We start from the raw sequence: 20,466 nt of genomic DNA on the forward strand, positions 1-20,466 counted from the left end.
TGCGAGAGCGCATCGGCCCGCGAACCTGACAGCCGGAGCGACAGCATGTTCAAGAAGATCACCATCCGCACCTCGCTCATCGGGATCGTGGCGGCCCTTGCCGTAATGCTGGCCGGCACGATCGCCCTGTCGCTCTCCGGCATCAACACGATGAAGAACGACATGAGGCTCCTGGCGCAGCAGGTCATGCCCAATGTCCAGATGGGCAGCGAGATCGAAGCGGAATTGCTGCGCCGGCATCTGCGGCTGAACATGCATGTCAACTCGACCGAAGCGTCGGCGATGGCGCAGATCGAAAGCGACATCCGCACCGAGACCTCGAAGATCGAGGCCGCGCGCGCGAAGCTGGCGCCACGGCTCGTTCTCGAGAAGAGCCGCGAGACCCTGAAGCGTTATGAGGCCCTGGTGCCGACCTATCGCACCGGCCTGGAACAGGTGCTGGAGCTGTCGCGCAAGGGCGAAAAGGCGACGGCTGCCGCCCAGCTTCGCGATCTGCGCCCGACACTGGCCGCCATGGAAAAGGCCGTCAACGAGCTCTCGACGCATATCGCGGGTCAGGGCGACACGGTCGTCGCGGTTGCAGAAAGCGACTATCAGTCTAGCCTCTACATGCTGATCGCACTGGGGGGCTTCGCCGCCCTTGTCAGCGTCGGCGCGATCCTGATCGTCACCCGGCGCGTCGCAAGCCCGATCCTGGCCACGACGCAGGCGATGAACGAACTCGCCAAGGGCCATCTCGAAACCACGATCCACCACACCGACCGCGAGGACGAGATCGGGACCATGGCCAAGGCCCTGCAGGTCTTCCGCGAGAGCCTGGTCAAGATCCGCGCGCTGGAGGAGCAGGAGCGCGCGGCGTCCGAGCGCCGGCTGCGGGTGGCCGAGAGCATGGCGCTCGTCGTCACCGATGTCGGCGAGGTCGTGGCGGCGGCCGCCAATGGCGATTTCTCGGCCCGGCTGCAGATCGACCAGGCCGACGAGCAGATGCAGAAGCTCGTCGCCGGCATCAACGAGATCAACGCCGTCGTCGATATGGCCACGACCGAGTTCGCATCGGCGCTGTCGGCGGTGGCCGGCGGGGACCTGACGGTGCGGGTGGATTCGGCCTATCGCGGCAAGTTCGCCGAGCTGAAGAACGCGATCAACGAGACGGTGGACCGCCTGTCCTCGACGGTGAAGACGATCCAGGTCACCTCGGCCGATGTCGGTCTGGCCGCCCGCGAGATCAACATGGGCGCCGACGATCTCTCCAAGCGCACCGAGGGGCAGGCCTCTTCGCTCGAAGAGACCGCCGCGACGACGGAAGAACTGGCGGCGTCGGTCAAGGCCTCGGCCCAGGCCTCGCGCAACGCTGCGGCCATTGCCAATGACGCGATGCAGGCGGCACAGAATGGCGGCGCGATCGCCGGTCAGGCGGTCGAGGCGATGGCGCGCATCGAGACGGCGTCCCAGAAGATCTCGGACATCATCCGCGTCATCGACGACATCGCCTTCCAGACCAACCTGCTGGCCCTCAACGCGGCCGTCGAGGCGGCCCGTGCGGGCGATGCCGGCAAGGGCTTCGCGGTCGTCGCGTCCGAAGTCCGGACGCTCGCCCAGCGGTCGAGCGAGGCGGCAAAGGACATCTCGGCGCTGATCTCTTCGTCGAACAGCGAGGTCGGCGAGGGCGTCAAGCTCGTCCGTCAGGCCGGCGAACAGCTCAGCCAGATCCTCGCCGCGTCCGAGAAGGTCGCGGCCACCATCGCGGAAATCTCAGCCGCCTCGGGCGAACAGGCCAGCGGCATCGACGAGATGAGCCAAGCGGTGGCGCATCTTGACGAGATGACCCAGCAGAACGCGGCGCTGTCGGAACAGAGCGCGGCGTCGGCCGGATCGCTCTCGGGCAAGATCGCCCAGCTCAACGACCTCGTCGCCGCCTTCAAGACCGGGCCCGACGACGGCCGGGCCGCGGCGGCGCCGGCGCCTGCCGGCGAGCCCGCCCGCTTGCGCCAGCTCGCGGAAGTCGCCTTCGCTCACAAGGCTCCGGCGCCCCGGATGGCGGCACCCGCACCGCGCCCGGCGCCGGCACCCGCCAGGAAGGTCGCCAACAGCCGCGCCGGTGATGCGGGCTGGGAAGAGTTCTGATGCCGTCAGGAGAGTGCTCCGCCGACCGACACGAGCCCTGCCGATCTGGGAGGGATCGGAACATCTCCCATAAACGCTGCAGTCTTTGCCTGGATTGCCAATGTCCGCACTCTCATGCGGCAGGGCGTAAATTGCTGCGACGGGACGGTAATTACTCGAGAAAATCGCGACGACGTTAATGAAGAATTGATCTGATTTGTATTTAGAGTGACCTAAGGTAACAGTTAAGAGGGGCTGGGATGTCGATGTTTCGACTTTTTCGGATTCGAGATATCAAGATCAACCTCAAGTTGGCGCTCGTCGTCGCCATTCCCCTCCTCGCCATCATGGCGCTTGTCATCAGCAACAGTGTGATATTGTGGGTGAAGGCAAAGGAAGCGCGTGAGATCGCGATGGTCGCACGCCAGTTGCCCAGGGCTGGTCAGGTCGTCCATGAGTTGCAGAAGGAGCGTGGATCGTCCGCCCTGTTCATCGGGGCGAAAGGTCAGAACTTCGCGCCCGAGTTGATCTCCCAGCGTCAGCAAACCGACACGGCGCTCGCGGCATTCGACAACATCTTCCGGTCTGTGGCTGCCGTCGAACTCGCGGGCCCGATGCTAGCGCAGCGTCCAGCGATCGAAAGCGCTCTGGGGGAACTGCGTGCGACGCGCCAACAAGTCGATGCGCTATCCATTCCCGTGGCCGAAGCGGCAGGGCGATACTCCACCGCCATCAGTCGGATCCTGATGCTGATCAGCAGCGTCCAGGATGTGGCGTCTAACCCCGCGCTCAAGGGAGATGCACGCGCTTATGCGATGATCATGGAAGGAAAGGAGCGCGCTGGACAGGAGCGGGCTTTGGGCTCAAACGCTTTCGCCGCGGGCCGATTCGAGGCCGCGCTGTTTCGAAACTTCGTTGGGCTGGGAGCGGCGCAAAGCCAGTTTTTCGAACAGTTCCGCTCCGCCGGAAACTCGGCTTCCATCGCGCTGCTCGACGCTGCCTTGGCCGCGCCTGCCTCGCAGGAGGTCGATTCCATGCGCCGCGCCGCCTATGCGGCGCCGTTCGGCGGCGACATTTCGAAGATCGCTGCGCCCGATTGGTTTCGCAAAACAACCGACCGCATCAACCTGCTGAAGGCCGTCGAGGACAAAGCGTCGGCGACCCTAGTGGAAACCGCGACGCGCGTGGCGGGCGATGCGTCTGGCAAACTGCTGATTTCGGGGGCTCTGGCCGCAGGTGTTTTGCTCACTTCGCTCATCAGCGCTGTCCTAATGGGTCGCAGTATCACCCGGCCGATCGGTCAGGTCATCGCGGATATGGATGCTCTCGCTCGCGGCGTGCACGATGTGAACATCACCCACGCGGACCAGAAGGACGAGATCGGAGCGATAGCCGTCGCGCTCAAGGTCTTCCAGGCCAATATTCAGCGCATTCGCGGACTCGAAGAGCTGGAGGAGGCCGCTGCGGTGCGCCTTGCGCGGGCGCAGTCGATGGAGGCGGTGGTGTCGGATGTCGGCAAGGTCGTGGCGGCCGCGGCTGCAGGCGACTTTTCGGCGCGTGTGCGCACCGACCAGGCCGATGAGCAGCTGAAGAAGCTTGTCGATGGCATCAACGAGATCAATGAGGTTGTCGAGCAGTCGACGACCGAGTTCGCCCAGGCGATGCAGGCCATTGCCACCGCCGATCTGACGCGCCCGGTCTCGGGCGACTATCACGGCGTCTTTGCGACCCTGAAGACGGCGATCAACGAGACCGTCGACCGCCTGTCCTCGACCGTCCGCACCATCCAGCTGACCTCGGCCGATGTCGGTCTCGCCGCTCGCGAGATCAACATGGGTGCCGACGACCTGTCGAAGCGCACCGAGGATCAGGCCTCGAGCCTGGAGGAGACCGCGGCGACGACCGAGCAGCTTGCGGCCTCGGTCAAGGCCACCGCCCAGGCCTCGCGCCAGGCGGCGAGCGTCGCCAATGATGCGATGCAGGCGGCGCAGACCGGTGGCGCCATCGCCGGGAAGGCCGTCGACGCGATGTCGCGCATCGAGAGCGCCTCGACCAAGATCTCGGACATCATCCGGGTGATCGACGACATCGCCTTCCAGACTAATCTGCTGGCCCTCAACGCGGCCGTCGAGGCGGCCCGTGCGGGCGATGCCGGCAAGGGCTTCGCGGTCGTCGCGTCCGAAGTCCGGACGCTCGCCCAGCGGTCGAGCGAGGCGGCAAAGGACATCTCGGCGCTGATCTCTTCGTCGAACAGCGAGGTCGGCGAGGGCGTCAAGCTCGTCCGTCAGGCCGGCGAACAGCTCAGCCAGATCCTCGCCGCGTCCGAGAAGGTCGCGGCCACCATCGCGGAAATCTCAGCCGCCTCGGGCGAACAGGCCAGCGGCATCGACGAGATGAGCCAAGCGGTGGCGCATCTTGACGAGATGACCCAGCAGAACGCGGCGCTGTCGGAACAGAGCGCGGCGTCGGCCGGATCGCTCTCGGGCAAGATCGCCCAGCTCAACGACCTCGTCGCCGCCTTCAAGACCGGGCCCGACGACGGCCGGGCCGCGGCGGCGCCGGCGCCTGCCGGCGAGCCCGCCCGCTTGCGCCAGCTCGCGGAAGTCGCCTTCGCTCACAAGGCTCCGGCGCCCCGCATGGCGGCTCCCGCCCCGCGCCCGGCGCCGGCACCCGCCAGGAAGGTCGCCAACAGCCGCGCCGGTGATGCGGGCTGGGAAGAGTTCTGAGATCGCGGTGTGGCATGACAAACGCCGTTGCGAAGAGAGTCGACGAGGACAAACTTGCTGATCGCGTCGTTGCGGCGATGCGCCTGCACGGTTCGGCGCCGCCCCAGGGCCGTTCGTCGCGCGCGTAGGCGAAGAGCTGACCGGTCTTGGTCCGACCGCGGCCGGGATCGAGCACCGGCGCCGTAGTTTCGTCGGCGAAGAGCTTGGTCGACGCCTTCACTCATAGCGCCGGATTCGGGCAGTTGTCCTTACCGGGTCAGCGCGTCCTGGGTGACTGTTCGATTTCGCCCAGTGCGCTTGGCAGCCAAAAGTGCCTGGTCCGCGCGCTCGATCAACGAAGTTGGGGTGTCCCCCAGTTTATAGGCCGCGACACCAGACGAGATCGTGATGCGGCCGAGCTTCTCGTTGGTGGAGCGTTTGATCAGTTCGCGCTTCAACAGAGCCTGCCGCACGGACTCAGCGTAGAGCTTCCCGTCATTCAGGTTCGTATCGGGTAGGATGATGGCAAATTCCTCGCCACCGAAGCGCGTGATGACAGCGCGATCGACCATGTGTTCCGTCATGGTGTGGGCGACCAGCCGCAGAACCTGATCGCCTGTGGCATGCCCGTGATCGTCGTTGAAGCGCTTGAAGTAATCAACGTCGGCAATGACCAGGGTGAGAGGAATGCCGTCTGAGGTCGCAACCTCGAAACACGCCTGCAGCCTCTCCTCGAAATGCCGCCGATTGGCGAGACCCGTGAGCGCGTCCGTCTGTGCCTCGATCCGGGTGGTTTCGAGGGCATCTCGCAGGTGACTGATTTCGCGTGCACTGTCGCGCAGCTTCGATTCGAGCTTCGTTTTTTGGCAACCTCGCTCCGGGTCGATAGCAGCAGGGTCTCAACCCATTTGCGGAGCATGGTTCGATCCGCCGAAGCTGGGCCTTGTTCGGAGAGGGCAGAGATTTCGCTGTGGTAGAGTTCGCTGGCGTCCACGGCCTCGTTGATCTGGCGGGTCAGCCCAGCGATTTCCTCCAAGATTTGAGAACTGGTCCGGTTCGCTTCTTGAGCCAGACGCTCGGTGGCCAGGTATCGATGGTACAGGCCGTCGATGACCGCCGCGCCAACGAAGCCGCCGCTGTCCAGAACCCGTTGCAGTTCTGCGCTCAGCGCCGGGAGTGCGCCCGACAGATGCGCGTACCAGACCTCGAAGGCCCGAGGATAGGATGGCGACCCGCCTGGCGTGGCCTATCTCTATGCGCCCGACCGCAAGGCTGAGCAGCCGATCCGGCATCTTCAAGGCTTCACCGGCGTGCTCCAGGTCGACGGCTACGCCGGCTACAAGGCGCTGGCCGAGAGGAATGCCGTGCCTGGCCTTCTGCTGGTCACACGTCCGGCGCAAGTTCTACGATCTCGCGCAAGGTGGCCCCGCGCCAATCGCCATGGAAGCGCGCGCGCGCATCGCGACGCTCTATCAGGTCGAGGCCGACATCCGAGGCTGCTCGGCCGAGGAACGCTGTGCCGCCCGCCAGGCCCGAAGCCGCCTCATCGTCGAAGCGCTGGAGCCGTGGCTGCACGCCAAGCTTCTCCTCGTCAGCCAGAAGAGCAAGCTTGCCGAGGCCATCCGCTACGCGCTCTCGCGCTGGGCGGGCCTCAGCCGCTTCCTCGACGACGGCCGCGTCGAAATCGACTCCAACGTCGTCAAGCGCGCGATCCGACCGATCGCCTTGAGCCGCAAGAACGCGCTCTTAGCCGGATCCGATGGCGGCGCCGAGCACTGGGCCGTCGTCGCCTCGCTCGTGGAGACCTGCCAACTCAACGGCGTCGATCCGCAAGCCTACCTCGCCGACGTCATCGCCCGCATTGTCGCCGGCCATCCCCAGAGCCAGATCGACGATCTGCTGCCATGGGCTTACGCCACACCGCCGCTCAAGGCCGTGGCCTGAGAACACCGCGCTATTGTCGTCGTCTCGAATGATCGAGCACTGCCGTGAGAATCGCACCACACATGATCACAGTAGCTGGGACGATGAGCGTCTCATTGAGCGGCTCGCCCAAGAGGAGTGCGCCAGCAACCGCGAGTGCCGGAATGCGAAGCGTATCGAGCGCTGACACCTGAACGACCGTTCCATGCCGCGTCGCTTGGCTCAAAGATGCTTGCGTCATGTAGCCCGAGGCAGCCATCGCGAGGATGGCGAGGGCGAAAGTGATCGATCCCTGAGGCAGCGCGGCCACGCCCGCCAGAGCAGAGCTCGGCAGATTGAGATGCTCGGCGCCCAGAACGCTCAGGATCGCAAAAATCACCAATTGCGTTCCGTTCATCAAGAACAGAATTGACCGGGTTGATTGCCTGCGGCTGAGGACCGCAAGAAGGATATTTGTGGATGTGAGCACACACACGCCAATGAAGGGGATGATGATCGCCGGCCCGATCGCTTCCTGATATTGAAGAACGATGATCGTCGCGCCGGCCAATATCAAAACCAGCCCGATCCATGTCCATCGGGCCGGCCAATGTCTGTATCCGAGGATGCCGATGGCGGCCGCGAACAACGGGCCGCTGAAGTCAATGCTGGCCACAAGGCCAAGAGGCAGGTTCGCAACGCTCCAAACGACAGCGAGCGAGCCTGCGGCATGCAACGCGCTGCGGAAGACATGTAACGGAAGGCGGGAGTGCCAAACCTCTCGAAACAGGGTCGGGTCGCGGACCCCAAGGACGATCCCGATCGCGAGCCCGCCTGCCGAGCGTATGGCGAGGATCTCAGGAAACGAGAGGTCTAACTTGAGCTGACGGATGGCGAGAGCGAGGAGGAGATAGGCGACGATGTTGCCGGCCATCCAGGCTGCAAGTGCAAGCGGGATCGGCCCGCCCAACGCCGGCCTGCCAGCATGCGGCTGAGCACCGCCATCCGAATGGGGACCGAGAGCCGAACCTGTTCGAAATAGGCGGCGTTTGGAAGGCTGTCGCATGACTTATCGGTCTCGGAATGCCGGGGCAAAGGATTGAGGATCATTGTTTTAGATTGTAATCGAAGTATCTTCTCGGCAGTCAGAGTAAATTTTTCGTCCTCGACATGCTGGGCCGCATCAGTATCGCCGATCCGCCCACTGATGATGCTCGATGCGTTCTGAGTCTGAATTGAAAGAACATCATGGTTGAGCGCGCCTTCGACATTGTCCACCCGGTCGATGATCGTGCCATTCTGGCGCAGATCATCGATCACCGCCGCGGCGACGTTCGACAACTTGGTCTCTGGCGCAAGGCAGAGCGTGAACCGCTTCGGGGGGCACAACCTCAGCAGTTTCATGAAGGACAGAGCATGGCGCGCGGTTGGATCGCAGGACAGCGCCACTGACAGCTGTCGGACATCGCCGAGCCGTCGTTGCATCGTAAAGAGGTCCACGAGTGCCTGCGTCGGGTGCTCGCCGATTCCGTTTCCGCCATTGATGACGGGAAGATGCGTCAAGCGCGCCATCTCCTCGACGGTCGCCACGTGCTGCGTCCTTGCGACGATGAGGTCGCAGTACTCTGATATGGTCCGGATGTGATCCTCGAGATCTTCGCCTTGGGCCTTTCCAAGCCGACTGCCTGGCGAAGCTGAGACATCCACGACATGGTGGCCGAGCCGGGAAGCCGCAACGTCGAAACCAATCCTGGTGCGCGTGCTCTCCTGCTCGAAGAACAGGCCGATCATCTTGGCGCCTGTCTTATCGGGCGCCGCGCCGTCCGCAATGGCTGCAGCCCTGCTCAGGACGTCGGCCAGATCGGCTTCGTCGATGTCATCGGCCGACAGGAGATCTTTGACGCTAAAGCCGGTCATCGGATCTGGCTCCCGTTGCTCGAAAGCCAAACATAGCCTGATTATGCAGCGGAGGAACGGTCCTGATGGGCCACCGAGGGAGCAGGCCGGTCGACCGCAGGAAGTGCGACGCGCCGATCGATGATCAAATCGATGGCGTCTTTCGGAAGCGGGCGCGCCAACAGGAAGCCCTGAATGCCATGGGGTTTGAAGCGGGTCACTGCGTCGAACTGCTCGGGTGTTTCGACGCCCTCGACGACCATCGGTACATTCAAGTCGCCAGCCAGCCCCGTGATGGCCTTCATCAAGGATTTCGCCTTGCTGCTGATGGCGATGCTGCCGACGAAGGCGCGATCGATCTTCAACAGATCGATCGGGAGCTCGGCAAAATAACTGAGCGACGAGTATCCCGTGCCAAAATCGTCCAGCGCAATTTTGACACCCAGCGCCCGTATGCGATGCAGGGTTTCAATGACGAAATCCTTGTCTTCCGCAAGCGTCGTCTCGGTGACCTCCATCGTCAACCGGTGCGGTGCGACGGCGGTCCTTCGCAGTGCATCTTGAATGATGCCGACGAGATCATGATCGCGATGGAATTGCTTGGCAGAGACGTTGACGTTGACACCGATCGGCTCCGGCCAGGTCATCGCATCCGTCAAGGCTTGCTCGATCGCATAAGCTCCAAGGATCTTGATGAAGCCGTTCTGCTCCGCGAGCGGAATGAAGTCTGATGGACTGATCAAGCCCCGCGTAGGATGATTCCAGCGAAGCAAGCCCTCGCACATAATGATCGTTCTACCGCGCAGATTGTAGATCGCTTGGTAGTGAAGAGTCATTTGATTATCAGTGATAGCCTTTGAAAGATCCTTCTCTAGTCTCACGCGGTTGTCGTAAGCTTCACTCATTTCAGGCGCATACGAGAGCCAGCGGTTTTTGCCTTCAAATTTGGCTTTGTACAAAGCGAGATCGGAGTGCTTAAGCGCACGCTCGACCGATTCACCGGTGGCATTGGTCACGCCAATACTGACCGACACAGACAGCGTAGCGTTAGCGATGCTGACGGGTTCTTCGAACAGGTCCACGATCCGCGCGGCCAGGGTAGCGACTTCATCGCTCGCGCGGCCACAGGCAATCATGAATTCGTCGCCCCCGATCCTCGCCGCTTTGTCGCAGGGTGCCAGCGCGGATGCGATCCGCAGGGCAACCTCTGACAGGAGCGCATCGCCAACGTCATGTCCCAATGTGTCATTGATCTTTTTAAAGTCGTCGACATCGACCGACAGTATGTGGACGCGCTCGCGGGACGCCAACCGCTTCTCGACTTCAACGATAAACCCGCGCCTGTTGAGGAGCAGGGTGATGCTGTCCGTCGTTGCCATTGTCTGCAGATCGCGCGTTTTAAGGAAATTGGAGACGAATACGCGGTGAATCACGTTTGAAGACGAAATGGTCAGCATGGCCGTCATCAATAGCGCGCCCGCAATCACGACGAAAGCTGGTATCTGGGACGCGATCAATGCGCCGGCAAACGGGAGTGCTGCGAAGGTAACTTGAACGTTCGAGATGAACGGACGTGAGCTATTCCGACCGGCAATTCCAGCGATGTAGCCTATGGTCTGCGCAACGGCCAAAGTCGCTATACGGTCGTCAGCGTGGGCCGTGACGGCATAGGCTCCAAAGCAGCTCATCGTGAAGGCAGTCGCCCATGCACCAGCATAGGCCAGGCGTTCGAACGCAACCGTTGAGATTGATGATTGTCTCCGTCTGTAAAGATATTGGGCAACGAGGCGGAATGCGCCGATCAAGCCCATCGCCGCACTTAAGAGGGCAAAATTCAAGTCACCTGTGATGCCCGCGCAAGCCGCAATGACCGTTGTGGCGATCGCCATCCCCACCGGGATCGCCAACGGCGTGCCGTAAAGCGCACGCACCATGACGCTCCGGAGTTCAGGATCATAAAGGACTGCCTTAGGAGCACGTGTCTTCATGTCTGTCCCAATCCGAGCTCCGGCCGGAGTACCAAGGACCTACCGTTAACGGACAATCGTCGACAATTGGTTGATGCGCGTGAATTAATCAGCGTCGGGCTTTGGAGATGGGGCGCCTCAGGGGAGTTAATCCTGTACAGCGAATTTCGCCTTAGCCGGCGGTTGGGGTGTGGCCTGCACCCCAACAAAGTGGCCCTCCGTGAAGTATGCTTTTGAGCCTTTTTGAGGACGCCTGATGCCGCAGAATTAGTATAAGTCCGAAGAGATCGTCGCTAAGCTAGATGTTTAGTCCCGGCATCTGGTGGAGCGGGTTTAGCCTGAAGCGATGAGGCTCAGCAGCCCAGCGCTTGCAGACGAACTCATAAGGCGTGAGGCCTTTCAGGGTCTTCAGCCGCCGCCCGAAGTTGTAGGCTGCGATGAAGTCGGCGAGATGCCGTTCGAGTTGTGCATGGTCGTCGTAGTGGTAGCGCTTGACGGTCGCCTCCTTGATGGTGCGGTTCATCCTCTCGACTTGCCCATTCGTCCAGGGATGCGCGGGCTTCGTCAGCCGATGCTCGATGTCGAGGTCGGCGCAGGCGGCCTCAAAGGAATGGCAGCGGAACAGCACGCCCTCGGCCCGCATCGCCTTGATCTCGGCAGGCGTCCAGCCGTCGCCGGTCGGCTCGGTGAAATGCGTGCCGTTGTCCGTCAGCACGATATGGACCTTGTAGGGAACGGCTTCGACCAGGTGGCGCAGGAAGTCGCCTGCGACGCGCCGGGTCGCCTTCTTGTGCAGCTCGACAAAGGCGAACTTGGACGTCCGGTCGATCGCCACCAAAAGATAGAGCCTGCCTTCCGCCGTCTGCACCTCAGCGATGTCGATGTGGAAGAAGCCGATCGGATAGGCCTTGAACTTCTTCTTCGCGACCTTCTCGCTATCGACGTCGGGGAGCCGGCCAATGCCATGGCGTTGCAGACAACGGTGCAAGGACGAGCGCGTCAGACGCGGGATCGTCGCCTGTAGAGCGTAGAGGCAATCGTCGAGAGGCAGCAGCGTATGCCGTCGGAAGGCGACAATCACCGCCTCTTCCTCAACGGTCAGCACCGTCGACTTCGGCTCCTTCGGACCGGTCCGTTCGTCGGCGACCGAGGTTCGCTTGCGCCACTTCGCCACCGTCTTCTGGTTGATCCCGTGGCGCTTCGCCAGCGTCCTCAGGCTCTCTTGACTATGCTGTATCGCTCGACGGACAGCCTCATACCAACGGCCCTCATTCCTGACCGATATGCGCCCATTCACGCCTCCCGATGGATGTGATGGTCCTGGGCTGATCGACGAGGCGGTTCCACGCGTCGCAGGCGGCGTCGATGATGTCGTCGTAGGTGTCGAAGACGCGGTTTGAGAGCCAGTTCGCGCGCAGATACTGCCAGATGTTCTCGACCGGGTTCAGTTCGGGCGAGCGCGAGGGCAGGAAGATCAGCGAGATGTTTTTCGGCACGACGAGCTTGGCCGTGGTGTGCCATCCGGCGCGATCGAGCAGTAGGACGGCATGGGCGCCCTTCGCGACCGTCCTGGCGATCTCGTCGAGATGGGCCTGCATGGCGTGGGTATCGGCGAAGGGCATGGCGAGCGCCGCGCCGACGCCGCGGGCCGGGCAGATCGCCCCGAACAGATAGGCGCTCTCGTAGCGCTGGTCGGCGGGCTGGCGCGGCCTGGTTCCGCGCCTGGCCCATTGCCGGACCAGGCCGTTCTTCTGGCCGATGCGGGCTTCGTCCTGGAACCAGAGTTCGATCGGCTTGCGCTTCGGCACATGGGCGAGATGGGCCCCCAGCGTCACCGCGAAGTTTTTTTGAACGCCTCGATCACGCGCGCGTCCTGCGCCGGGTGGTGCGGGCGCGCGCTGATGTGGGAAAAGCCGATCTGCTTCAGAAGCTTCCCGATCGTGCGCTCGTGATAATCAACGCCGAAGCGCTCACGAACGACCTTCTGCAGGTCGATGCGCCGCCAGCGCACCACGCCATTGACGGCCCGGTCGGGGCCCGTCTCGACGATGGCCGCCAAGGCGGCGAGCTGATCGGTCGAGAGCCTGGGCGGATGTCCCTTGGAACGAATGTCCTTCAGCCCGTCGGGGCCGCCTTCGTTGAACCGGTGAACCCAGTCGCGCAGCGTCTGGCGATCCATGCCGCCGATCCGCGCGGCCTGCTCCCGATCCATACCGTCGAGAACCGCCGCCAGCGACAGAAGCCGGCGGCTCTGGTTGGCGTGCCTCGACCCCGCCGCAAGCCGACGCAGGTCGAGGGCCGAGTAGTCCGTTCGAAGCTTCACCGCAGCAGCCATGGCGCGAATCCTCCTCGCGCACATGGAATCAGCGAAACGAGCCGCCGAAAAGACCCCCGTGAGTCAGCCGCTATGGCCGTTGGTATCAGTCGTCGTGGCGCTCCCGTGAAGAACCTGGCCCATAGCGCATCCCTCGCTGCCGGCGAAAATAATGCACCATCAAATCCCGGGATCAAACATCTAAGTCAGGTCGACATGCTGTTGTCCCAGGGGCGCCCGGCCGCGGAAGCGATCCGGGCCATCGGCATGACGGCGTTCACCTATCACTGCTGGCGCAAGGAGTTTGGCGGGCTGAAGTCTTATCAGTTGAAGCAGCTGACGGACCTGGAGAAGGAGAACGATCGCCCCCGCAAAGCCGTCGCGGATCTGACGTTGGAGAAGCTCATTCTGAAGGAAACTGCCTCGGGAAACTACTGAGCCCCGCCCGGCGCGGTCGGTGCATCGACCACGTCATCGAGAGGTTCGACGTGTCGGCGCGAATAGCCCAGCATCGCGACAAGAAGAAAGCCTTGGTCGCGACACCTGCGATCTCGACACGGCGCTCGCCGAAATCGATCTGCAGCTGCTCGCCGGGCGGCGTCTCGAAGCGAACCGTCGCCCGCGCCTCGGCAGCCAACTCCCGGCGCAACGGCGCAACGGTCCGCTCTACCGTGCGCAGGCTGACGTGGATGTCCTTCTCCTGCGCCCGTTCCTGGCGGATCACGTCGGCGTTCCCGCGATGGCGCCGAAAGCGCTCGGCCAACCAATCCGACAGACCGTCCAGCTCCTTCGAGCGCGACGGCGTCACACAAGGTCGCTAATCGCCGTATCTCAGCCAGCGCTTCACCGTGTTCTTCGAGCAGGCAAGCTCGGCCGTGATCCGCTTCGTGCCCCGCCCCAACCCCTTCAGACGCACAATCGCCGACACGTTGTCCGGCGTCTTCATCTCGTTCCTCCGCGGCAAACCCGACCGCGGCGAACTCTGAACCTCTTGCTCTTCCATGCCGACCTCCGCTCCAGAGGGGTCAGTTCCTCATGGCGTCAGAGGGGCAGTTTGTCGTGGCGCCTAACAATCCTAAATCGTCAGGAGGAGATGCCCTATGGCAAGCGCTCTTCACGGGGCGCACGCAAGACGCCGTGTAATCAACTAACCCAACATTATATTTGGTTTCGTAGATATGACATCGACTAATTCAATCAATCTTAATTTATTATCGCCACTCTGAAATGCTGCAAGACGCCATATCTGGAAACAGACGCGCTCCAGCAATGCGATAAGGTCTTCGAGTGAGACGGTCTCGTTGTCTGCATGCTGATTTACCCACGCAATCAAATCGATTATAGCTCGATTGATGGGGTGCTGCTTATCAAGATTGAATCCAATGAATGCAACGCCCGCCACTAGAGAAGCCGTAAGCTTGATTGCTGTCTCAACAGCCTCACGGGGCTCCATGGCGCGCAGACCCGCAGCCACTTTGGGATTTAGATGCGCATAGGGCACGGTTTTCTGCGTTAAAATTTAACTAATAGGTTATACGATGAAATACCGTCGGGGCGCAAGTCCGTCTTTGTCCACCGCCGTTGTGTGCTTGAAACCTCGTCGAGGATCGAGAGGCGCTCGGGCTAGTATCTCGCTCCCATTCCGATGCGCCTGTTTGCGCGAAAAATGCCTCGGTTCGAGGTTTTGTTCGGCGAGGAACCGGTAGATGGCGGCCTGAACAACGACGACGCCGAGGAAGGGGCGTTATCAACTGAACTTCGGCTGAAGGTTGAAGGTCTATCGCGGGTCGGATGATCACACCCGTCAGCTACGTGCGCCACCGTTTCCTGCCTGAGATCATCGCCCATGCGGTGTGGCTCTACTACCGCTTCCCGCTGAGCTTACGCATGGTCGAGGAGATGCTGCTCGAGCGAGGCATTGTCGTCTCCTACGAAACGATCCGGCGCTGGGCTCTGAAGTTCGGGCCGGACTACGCCCGCCGCTTCCGCCGCAAGCCGGCGCGGTCAGACGACATCTGGCATCTTGACGAGGTCGTGATCACGATCGCCGGCAAGACGCATTGGTTGTGGCGAGCGGTCGATCAGGATGGCTATGTGCTTGACGAGATCGTGCAGACCCGCCGCAACACCAAGGCTGCCAAGCGGCTGCTCACCCGCCTGCTGCAGAAGCAGGGCATCAGACCCAAGCGCATCATAACCGACAAGCTGGGCTCCTACGGCGCGGCCAGGAAGCAGGTCATGCCCGGCGTCGAGCATCGATCCCACAAGGGCCTGAACAATCGGGCCGAGAACAGCCACGTCCCTCTACGAAAGCGAGAACGGATCCCGCAGCATTTCTGAGCGGCCGGAGCCTTGCAACGCTTCGTCTCCGTCTTCTCAGCCTTCCGAAACCTCTTCGTCCCGCCTCGCCAGAAACGCTCCGCCCTCGGCATCCATCTCCACCGACTCAATGCGTTCGCCCAGTGGAAAGCGGTCACCATCGCTGCTTGATCATGTGATGAGTGCGGCCAGCGCGTCTCGCCAGAGTTAAGGTGACAACGCCCCCTTGCGATATTCAGGCGGCAGCCTCAAGCGCCGAAATTACGTCATTCGGCCAGTAGGGTTTCCGCAAGAACCGAGTGTCCGTCGTCAGATGATTTGAGACTGTTGCGGCGTCTCAGGAACGGAGGTTCTGGCTCATCTGGGTTTGAGGTTATGCGGCCTGCAGCTGATGCTGCAAGCGTCTGCGCTGGATTGTCTGGCGCTTGATCCTTTCGCGTTCGGTGAGGATGGCCTGCCCGCGGCCGAAGTAGACGTCGGCCGGGGTGAGGTTGCCGAGGCTCTCGTGGTAGCGGGCATGGTTGTAATGCTCGACGAAGGCGGCAACCTGCCGTTCGAGATCGCCGGGCAGATAGTAGTTTTCCAGCAGGATGCGGTTCTTCAGGGTCTGGTGCCAGCGCTCGATCTTGCCCTGTGTCTGAGGGTGATAGGGCGCGCCGCGAACGTGTTTCATGCCCTTGCCGTCGAGCCAGGTGGCGAGGTCGGCCGAGATGTAGGAACTGCCGTTGTCGCTCAACAGCCTGGGTCGATGAGCGACCGTGATCTGGTCGAGCCCCGATGCCGCCAGAGCCAGATCGAGCGTGGCGGTGACGTCGTCAGCCCGCATCGTGGCGCAGAGCTTCCAGGCGACGATGAAGCGGGAGAAGTCGTCGAGCACTGTCGAGAGATAATACCAGCCCCAGCCCGTGATCTTCAGGTAGGTGAAGTCGGTCTGCCAGAGCTGGTTGGGCGCCGTCGTCTTGTCCTTGAACTCGGACGCCGCCTTGATGACGATGTAAGCCGGGCTGGTGATCAGATCATGCGCCTTCAGCAGCCGGTACACCGATGCTTCCGAGACAAAGTAGTGTTTTTCGTCGGTGAAGCGCACCGCCAGCTCGCGTGGGCTCAGCTCCGTTTCGCGCAGCGCCAGGTCGATGATCTCGGCCCGGATCGGGTCGGGAATCCGGTTCCAGACACGATCCGACCGCGAGCGATGATCGGCAAGCGCCTCGATCCCGCCGGTGAGATAGCGATCGTACCAGCGATAGAACGTGGCGCGCGGGATGCCGAGCTTGTCCAAGGTGCGACGCGCCGGCAGGTGCGATCCCTCGACCAGGCGGATGATCTCGGCCTTCTCGGAGGCGGGATACCTCATATGTCGTCCTCCCCATCCGCGAGCATGCTTTTTTTAAGCAGGCGGTTTTCCAGGGTCAGATCGGCCACAGCCTCCTTCAGGGCCTGCGCCTCGCGACGCAGTTCCTTCACCTCGTCTGACGTCGCGGCGCGGGCCGTGTCACCGGCGAGACGGCGCTTGCCGGCGTCGAGGAACTCCTTCGACCAGCCGTAATACATCGACGAGGCGATCCCCTCGCGCCGGCACAGCTCCGCGATGCTCTCCTCGCCGCGCACGCCCTCCAGCACGATGCGGATCTTCTCTTCGGCCGAGAACTGCCGCCGCGTCGCTCGGCGAATATCCTTCACGACTTGCTCTGCCGGTGCTTTCTCCGGCCCCGATTTCTGTCTCATCTGCGCTCCTGAATGGCTGCGATGATCCAGAAATCCTCCCTTCCCGAAAACCCCTAAACTGTCTCAAGAGCGCTGAAGGCGGACACCACAGCCGACGCCATAAGCGCGGCGGGCGACAGGATCAGGGCGTCGGCAGGCGTCATCGTCGTGCTCCGCAGCGGTGGGCTGCGCTGCGATAGCACCTGGGTCCGATGGGTAAAAATGCATTGTTTGCGCGACATTGTTCGCTATTATCGAACGATGCATTTCAACTACAACCATCTCCGTTACTTCCAGGCCGTGGCGCGCGAAGGTCACCTTGGCCGCGCCGCACAAAAGCTGAACCTCACGCAGTCGGCTCTATCGGTCCAAGTCAAGAGCCTGGAAGAGCGCCTAGGTCATAAGCTGTTCGAGCGCGCCGGGCGCCGACTGCACTTGACCGAGGCCGGCCGCATCGCGCTCGACCACGCCGAGGTCATCTTCGCCACCGGCGAGGATCTCGTCAGCACGCTGCGCGAGAGCGGGCGCGACCGCGCGATCCTGCGCGTCGGGGCCCAGGCGACTCTTTCGCGCAATTTCCAGCTCTCGTTCCTGCAACCGCTGCTTGGCCGACAAGATGTCGAAATCGTCCTGCGCTCAGGATCCCCGGCCGATCTTTTGCGGGGGCTTTCGACCCATCTCCTCGATGTCGTCCTGACCAACCAGCCTCCGGTGGCCGATGGTAAACGCAATCTGATAACCCACAAGATTTCCGAACAGCCGGTCAGCATCGTTGGCAATCGCGATCTCGTCGGTGTCGGCGGATCGCTTGCCGACCTGCTATCGCGTCTTCCACTCGTGCTGCCGATCGTGGGGTCGGCTCTGCGCGACGATCTCGACGCCTTGTTCGACCGGCTTGGCATCGTGCCAAACGTGGCGGCCGAGGTCGAAGATATGGCGATGATGCGGCTTCTCGTCCGGGAGAGCGTCGGTTTGGCGTGCCTACCGCCGATCGTTATTCGCGACGAACTCGCCCAAGGCCTCCTGGTCGAGGCCGCTGTTCTTCCATCGCTTTACGAACGATTCTACGCAGTCACTCTCGAGCGACGGTTCAAGAACCCGCTGTTGTCGTCGCTGATTGTCGTCCAACCGGCCCAATGAAAGCATTCAAATCGAGTTACAGTAAAATTTCACAGGCGACTTCCAGTTGCAACCAACTGATGCGACACACAAATATTTATTTTATCCAGTACTTTCCCGCAATTTCACGAACGTCGCGATTTCCGTGTCATTTCGATTTACTGGATGCTGACCAGCCAAGGCTGATAGAACAACGTTGCCTGCCTTGCGGCCGATCTCACTTGCATCGACGGCTACGGTCGAGATTGTTGGACGCGAAATCCGGCCGATCTCGAAATCGCCAAACCCGGCGATGGCAAGGTTGCCGGGGACCGCTATGCCGCGACGTAGGCAAGCCATCGCCAGGCCGAATGCGAGTGGGTCGGACACGCAGACGGCGCAGTCGGTATCTGGAAATCGGGCAAGAAGCATCTCCAGCGCCGCCGCGCCATCCGTCATCGTTACCGGGGGCGCGCCTGCCGTCAAAATGCGAGGCTCGAAACCAAGCTGCTGCATCGCGTTAAGATAGCCTTCGCGGCGCGCGGCACCGCGCGATCCGGCATCGTCGACCTCGCCGATATAGGTCAAGCGGCGATACCCCTTTGATCCCAGCGCCAGAACCAAGGCCTGCATCGCGTTCGTGTTGGAGAAGCCGACGACATGGTCGATTGGCTCCACTGGGAGATCCCAGATCTGGACAACCGGAATCCGCGCGCGCGATAGCAGAGCCTTGGTTTCTGCGGCGTGACCATCATGTGTCAGGATGATGCCTTCCGGTTTGCGCTGGAGCATTGCGCGAACCAGCGCCGTTTCCCGGTCACGGTCATATTCCGTGAAGCCGAGCAAAAGCTGCAGGCCCGCAGCTTGCAGCGTGTCGGATAAAGCTGCGGCCGTCAGGCTAAAGTGCGGGTTGTTCAGAGATGGGATCAGCGCCGCGACGAAGCCTGAGCGCCGTGAAGACAAGGCGCCGGCCATCTGATCCGGGACGTAACCAAGGGCTGCGATCGCCTCCAGCACGGCAGCGCGGGTCGCCGGCGCAATCGACGTATCCTGTCGGAGCGCTCGAGAAACGGTCATGGAAGAGACGCCGACCACACGCGCGACATCGCGCATCCGCATTGGGCCGTCCGCCTTTGCGATCTCGGATTGGCGGTGTTCGGGCCTGATCGTCATCACAACTCCGGTTCGTGTCGACCAGGTCGATAACCGGCCGGATCGACTGCGCGGGTTCACTGCCACAAGGATAACGGACACCCCACTTGCATCAAGCTCGCCATTCTGGATACGATGTTATCGATAACAAAAGAAGCCGCGACATCGTCGCCGGGCTCACATGGGAAGCTCAAGGACAGGCATGCCATCGATCCGGATCCAGGGTCTGCAGAAGCGTTTCGGCGACGTGCCGGTCATCGATGGCCTTGACCTTGCCATGGACGACAAGGAATTCACCGTGCTTGTCGGTCCGTCCGGCTGCGGCAAGTCGACGACCTTGCGGATCATCGCCGGCCTGGAGGATGCGTCGGGCGGCGAGATTTGGATCGGTGATCGGGAGGTCAGCGCGCTCGACCCCAAAGACCGTGACATCGCAATGGTCTTCCAGGATTATGCGCTGTACCCGCATATGGATGTGGCGCGAAACATGTCGTTTGCGCTACGTCTTGCGCGGTTGCCGAAAGTTGAGATCGAGCAGCGGGTAAGGCGTGTCGCCGACATGCTGTCGATCTCGCATTTGCTGTCGCGCAAACCGCGCGAATTGTCGGGCGGCCAGCGACAGCGCGTCGCGATGGGCCGTGCCCTCGTCCGCGATTCCTCCGTCTTCCTATTCGACGAGCCTCTTTCCAATCTCGATGCCAAGCTGCGTACGCAGATGCGCGCGGAACTCGCGCTGATGCGCCAGCGCGTCGAGAAGAACATGATCTACGTCACCCACGACCAGATCGAGGCGATGACGCTCGCCGACAGGATCGTGGTGATGCACGGCGGCAAGGTCCAGCAGCAGGGCACGCCGGAGGAACTCTACAAGCACCCAGCCAATCTCTTCGTCGCCGGCTTCATCGGCGCGCCGCCGATGAACCTGCTAGCTGCCGAGGTTGTCGCCGATGTCGATGGCGCAATTGCCTCCATCGGCGAGGGGGTCGATCTGCCTCTTCCCCAACGACTGCGCCGCAGCCTCGCCGCCGGCCGGAGCATCATAGTGGGGCTGCGGCCATCGTCGATCCGCCTCGGCGGCATGGCCGAGGGCGCGCTGCCTCTGCAAGTGCTGCTGACCGAATATGTCGGCGCGCATTCCGTGCTGGTCGCCGACTGCGCGGGCCAGCGCGTCAGCGTCGAAATCAATTCCGACGCGCCCTATGCGGGCACCGGGCCGGCGCTGTTCAGCTTCGACCCTGAAAGTCTGCACGTCTTCGATCCCAAAACTGAAGCCGCCCTGTGACCATCAACCGAGCCGGGCGCTCAA

Annotated in this window: 14 protein-coding genes and 4 pseudogenes; 7 read left to right on the forward strand and 11 right to left on the reverse strand. The window is 62.2% G+C overall.

Annotation, left to right across the window (positions count from 1 at the left end):
* Positions 1 to 45: 45 nt before the first annotated feature.
* On the forward strand, positions 46 to 2,124 hold the full coding sequence (locus SJY11_RS24430; protein WP_376989491.1) for a methyl-accepting chemotaxis protein: 2,079 nt from the start codon (positions 46 to 48) through the stop codon (positions 2,122 to 2,124).
* Between the two features lie 245 nt (positions 2,125 to 2,369).
* Entirely contained in the window at positions 2,370 to 4,829 is a 2,460-nt protein-coding gene (locus SJY11_RS24435) for a methyl-accepting chemotaxis protein (protein WP_376989492.1), read from the forward strand.
* A gap of 88 nt (positions 4,830 to 4,917) precedes the next feature.
* Here SJY11_RS24435 and SJY11_RS24440 read toward each other — a convergent pair.
* Positions 4,918 to 5,049, reverse strand: a pseudogene (locus SJY11_RS24440) (IS66 family transposase); the annotation flags it as partial.
* A 28-nt stretch (positions 5,050 to 5,077) separates the two neighbouring features.
* Positions 5,078 to 5,695, reverse strand: a complete 618-nt coding sequence (locus tag SJY11_RS24445) for a GGDEF domain-containing protein (protein WP_376989520.1) — start codon at positions 5,693 to 5,695, stop codon at positions 5,078 to 5,080.
* Positions 5,696 to 6,037: 342 nt separating this feature from the next.
* Between SJY11_RS24445 and tnpC the strand changes: the two are divergent.
* Positions 6,038 to 6,752, forward strand: a pseudogene (gene tnpC, locus SJY11_RS24450) (IS66 family transposase); the annotation flags it as partial.
* Positions 6,753 to 6,762: 10 nt separating this feature from the next.
* Here the strand turns inward: tnpC and SJY11_RS24455 are convergent.
* The 5 genes from SJY11_RS24455 to SJY11_RS24475 all read right to left on the reverse strand — a co-directional run bounded on the left by SJY11_RS24455 (position 6,763) and on the right by SJY11_RS24475 (position 12,908).
* Positions 6,763 to 7,644, reverse strand: a complete 882-nt coding sequence (locus tag SJY11_RS24455; RefSeq protein ID WP_376989493.1) for an EamA family transporter — start codon at positions 7,642 to 7,644, stop codon at positions 6,763 to 6,765.
* Positions 7,584 to 8,627 (reverse strand): aspartate carbamoyltransferase, encoded by a 1,044-nt coding sequence (locus tag SJY11_RS24460; RefSeq protein WP_376989494.1) that lies wholly within the window; start codon positions 8,625 to 8,627, stop codon positions 7,584 to 7,586. Before SJY11_RS24460 ends, SJY11_RS24455 begins: the two co-directional genes overlap by 61 nt.
* 41 nt (positions 8,628 to 8,668) lie before the next feature.
* Entirely contained in the window at positions 8,669 to 10,594 is a 1,926-nt protein-coding gene (locus SJY11_RS24465) for a putative bifunctional diguanylate cyclase/phosphodiesterase (RefSeq protein WP_376989495.1), read from the reverse strand.
* Positions 10,595 to 10,871: 277 nt separating this feature from the next.
* Positions 10,872 to 11,858 carry an IS481 family transposase gene (locus SJY11_RS24470; RefSeq protein WP_376989521.1) on the reverse strand — a complete coding sequence of 329 codons (987 nt, stop codon included), beginning with the start codon at positions 11,856 to 11,858 and terminating at the stop codon, positions 10,872 to 10,874.
* Positions 11,842 to 12,908 (reverse strand): IS630 family transposase gene (locus tag SJY11_RS24475; RefSeq protein WP_376984777.1). Its coding sequence is split into 2 segments (ribosomal slippage): positions 11,842 to 12,422 and positions 12,422 to 12,908, totalling 1,068 coding nucleotides; the frame shifts between segments, so codons are not numbered across the junction. The genes SJY11_RS24470 and SJY11_RS24475 overlap by 17 nt, the downstream gene beginning before the upstream one ends.
* 195 nt (positions 12,909 to 13,103) lie before the next feature.
* On the opposite strand from SJY11_RS24475, the pseudogene SJY11_RS24480 reads away from it, so the two are divergent.
* A pseudogene (locus SJY11_RS24480) lies at positions 13,104 to 13,414 on the forward strand (transposase); the annotation flags it as partial.
* A 290-nt stretch (positions 13,415 to 13,704) separates the two neighbouring features.
* Here SJY11_RS24480 and SJY11_RS24485 read toward each other — a convergent pair.
* Together SJY11_RS24485 and SJY11_RS24490 are read right to left on the reverse strand one after the other, a co-directional pair.
* Positions 13,705 to 13,833 (reverse strand): hypothetical protein, encoded by a 129-nt coding sequence (locus SJY11_RS24485; RefSeq protein ID WP_376989496.1) that lies wholly within the window; start codon positions 13,831 to 13,833, stop codon positions 13,705 to 13,707.
* A gap of 201 nt (positions 13,834 to 14,034) precedes the next feature.
* Entirely contained in the window at positions 14,035 to 14,388 is a 354-nt protein-coding gene (locus SJY11_RS24490) for a hypothetical protein (RefSeq protein ID WP_376989497.1), read from the reverse strand.
* Positions 14,389 to 14,678: 290 nt separating this feature from the next.
* On the opposite strand from SJY11_RS24490, the pseudogene SJY11_RS24495 reads away from it, so the two are divergent.
* Positions 14,679 to 15,377: pseudogene (locus SJY11_RS24495) on the forward strand (IS6 family transposase).
* A gap of 202 nt (positions 15,378 to 15,579) precedes the next feature.
* Here the strand turns inward: SJY11_RS24495 and SJY11_RS24500 are convergent.
* A protein-coding gene (locus SJY11_RS24500) for an IS3-like element ISMex37 family transposase (RefSeq protein WP_376984341.1) occupies positions 15,580 to 16,931 on the reverse strand; the annotation gives its coding sequence in 2 pieces (ribosomal slippage) (positions 15,580 to 16,595 and positions 16,595 to 16,931; 1,353 coding nt in all).
* A 210-nt stretch (positions 16,932 to 17,141) separates the two neighbouring features.
* Between SJY11_RS24500 and SJY11_RS24505 the strand changes: the two genes are divergently transcribed.
* A complete protein-coding gene (locus tag SJY11_RS24505) occupies positions 17,142 to 18,050 on the forward strand; it encodes a LysR family transcriptional regulator (protein ID WP_376989498.1) in 909 nt (302 codons plus the stop codon).
* An 81-nt stretch (positions 18,051 to 18,131) separates the two neighbouring features.
* Here SJY11_RS24505 and SJY11_RS24510 read toward each other — a convergent pair whose 3' ends face one another.
* Positions 18,132 to 19,181, reverse strand: a complete 1,050-nt coding sequence (locus SJY11_RS24510; protein WP_376989500.1) for a LacI family DNA-binding transcriptional regulator — start codon at positions 19,179 to 19,181, stop codon at positions 18,132 to 18,134.
* Between the two features lie 181 nt (positions 19,182 to 19,362).
* Here SJY11_RS24510 and SJY11_RS24515 point away from each other — a divergent pair, with 181 nt between their 5' ends.
* Positions 19,363 to 20,442: an ABC transporter ATP-binding protein gene (locus SJY11_RS24515; RefSeq protein WP_376989501.1), complete on the forward strand. Its 1,080-nt coding sequence runs from the start codon at positions 19,363 to 19,365 to the stop codon at positions 20,440 to 20,442.
* The last annotated feature ends 24 nt before the right edge of the window (positions 20,443 to 20,466 follow it).

Source organism: Allobosea sp. R86505, from assembly GCF_042466375.1.
Taxonomy (GTDB): Bacteria; Pseudomonadota; Alphaproteobacteria; order Rhizobiales; family Beijerinckiaceae; genus Allobosea.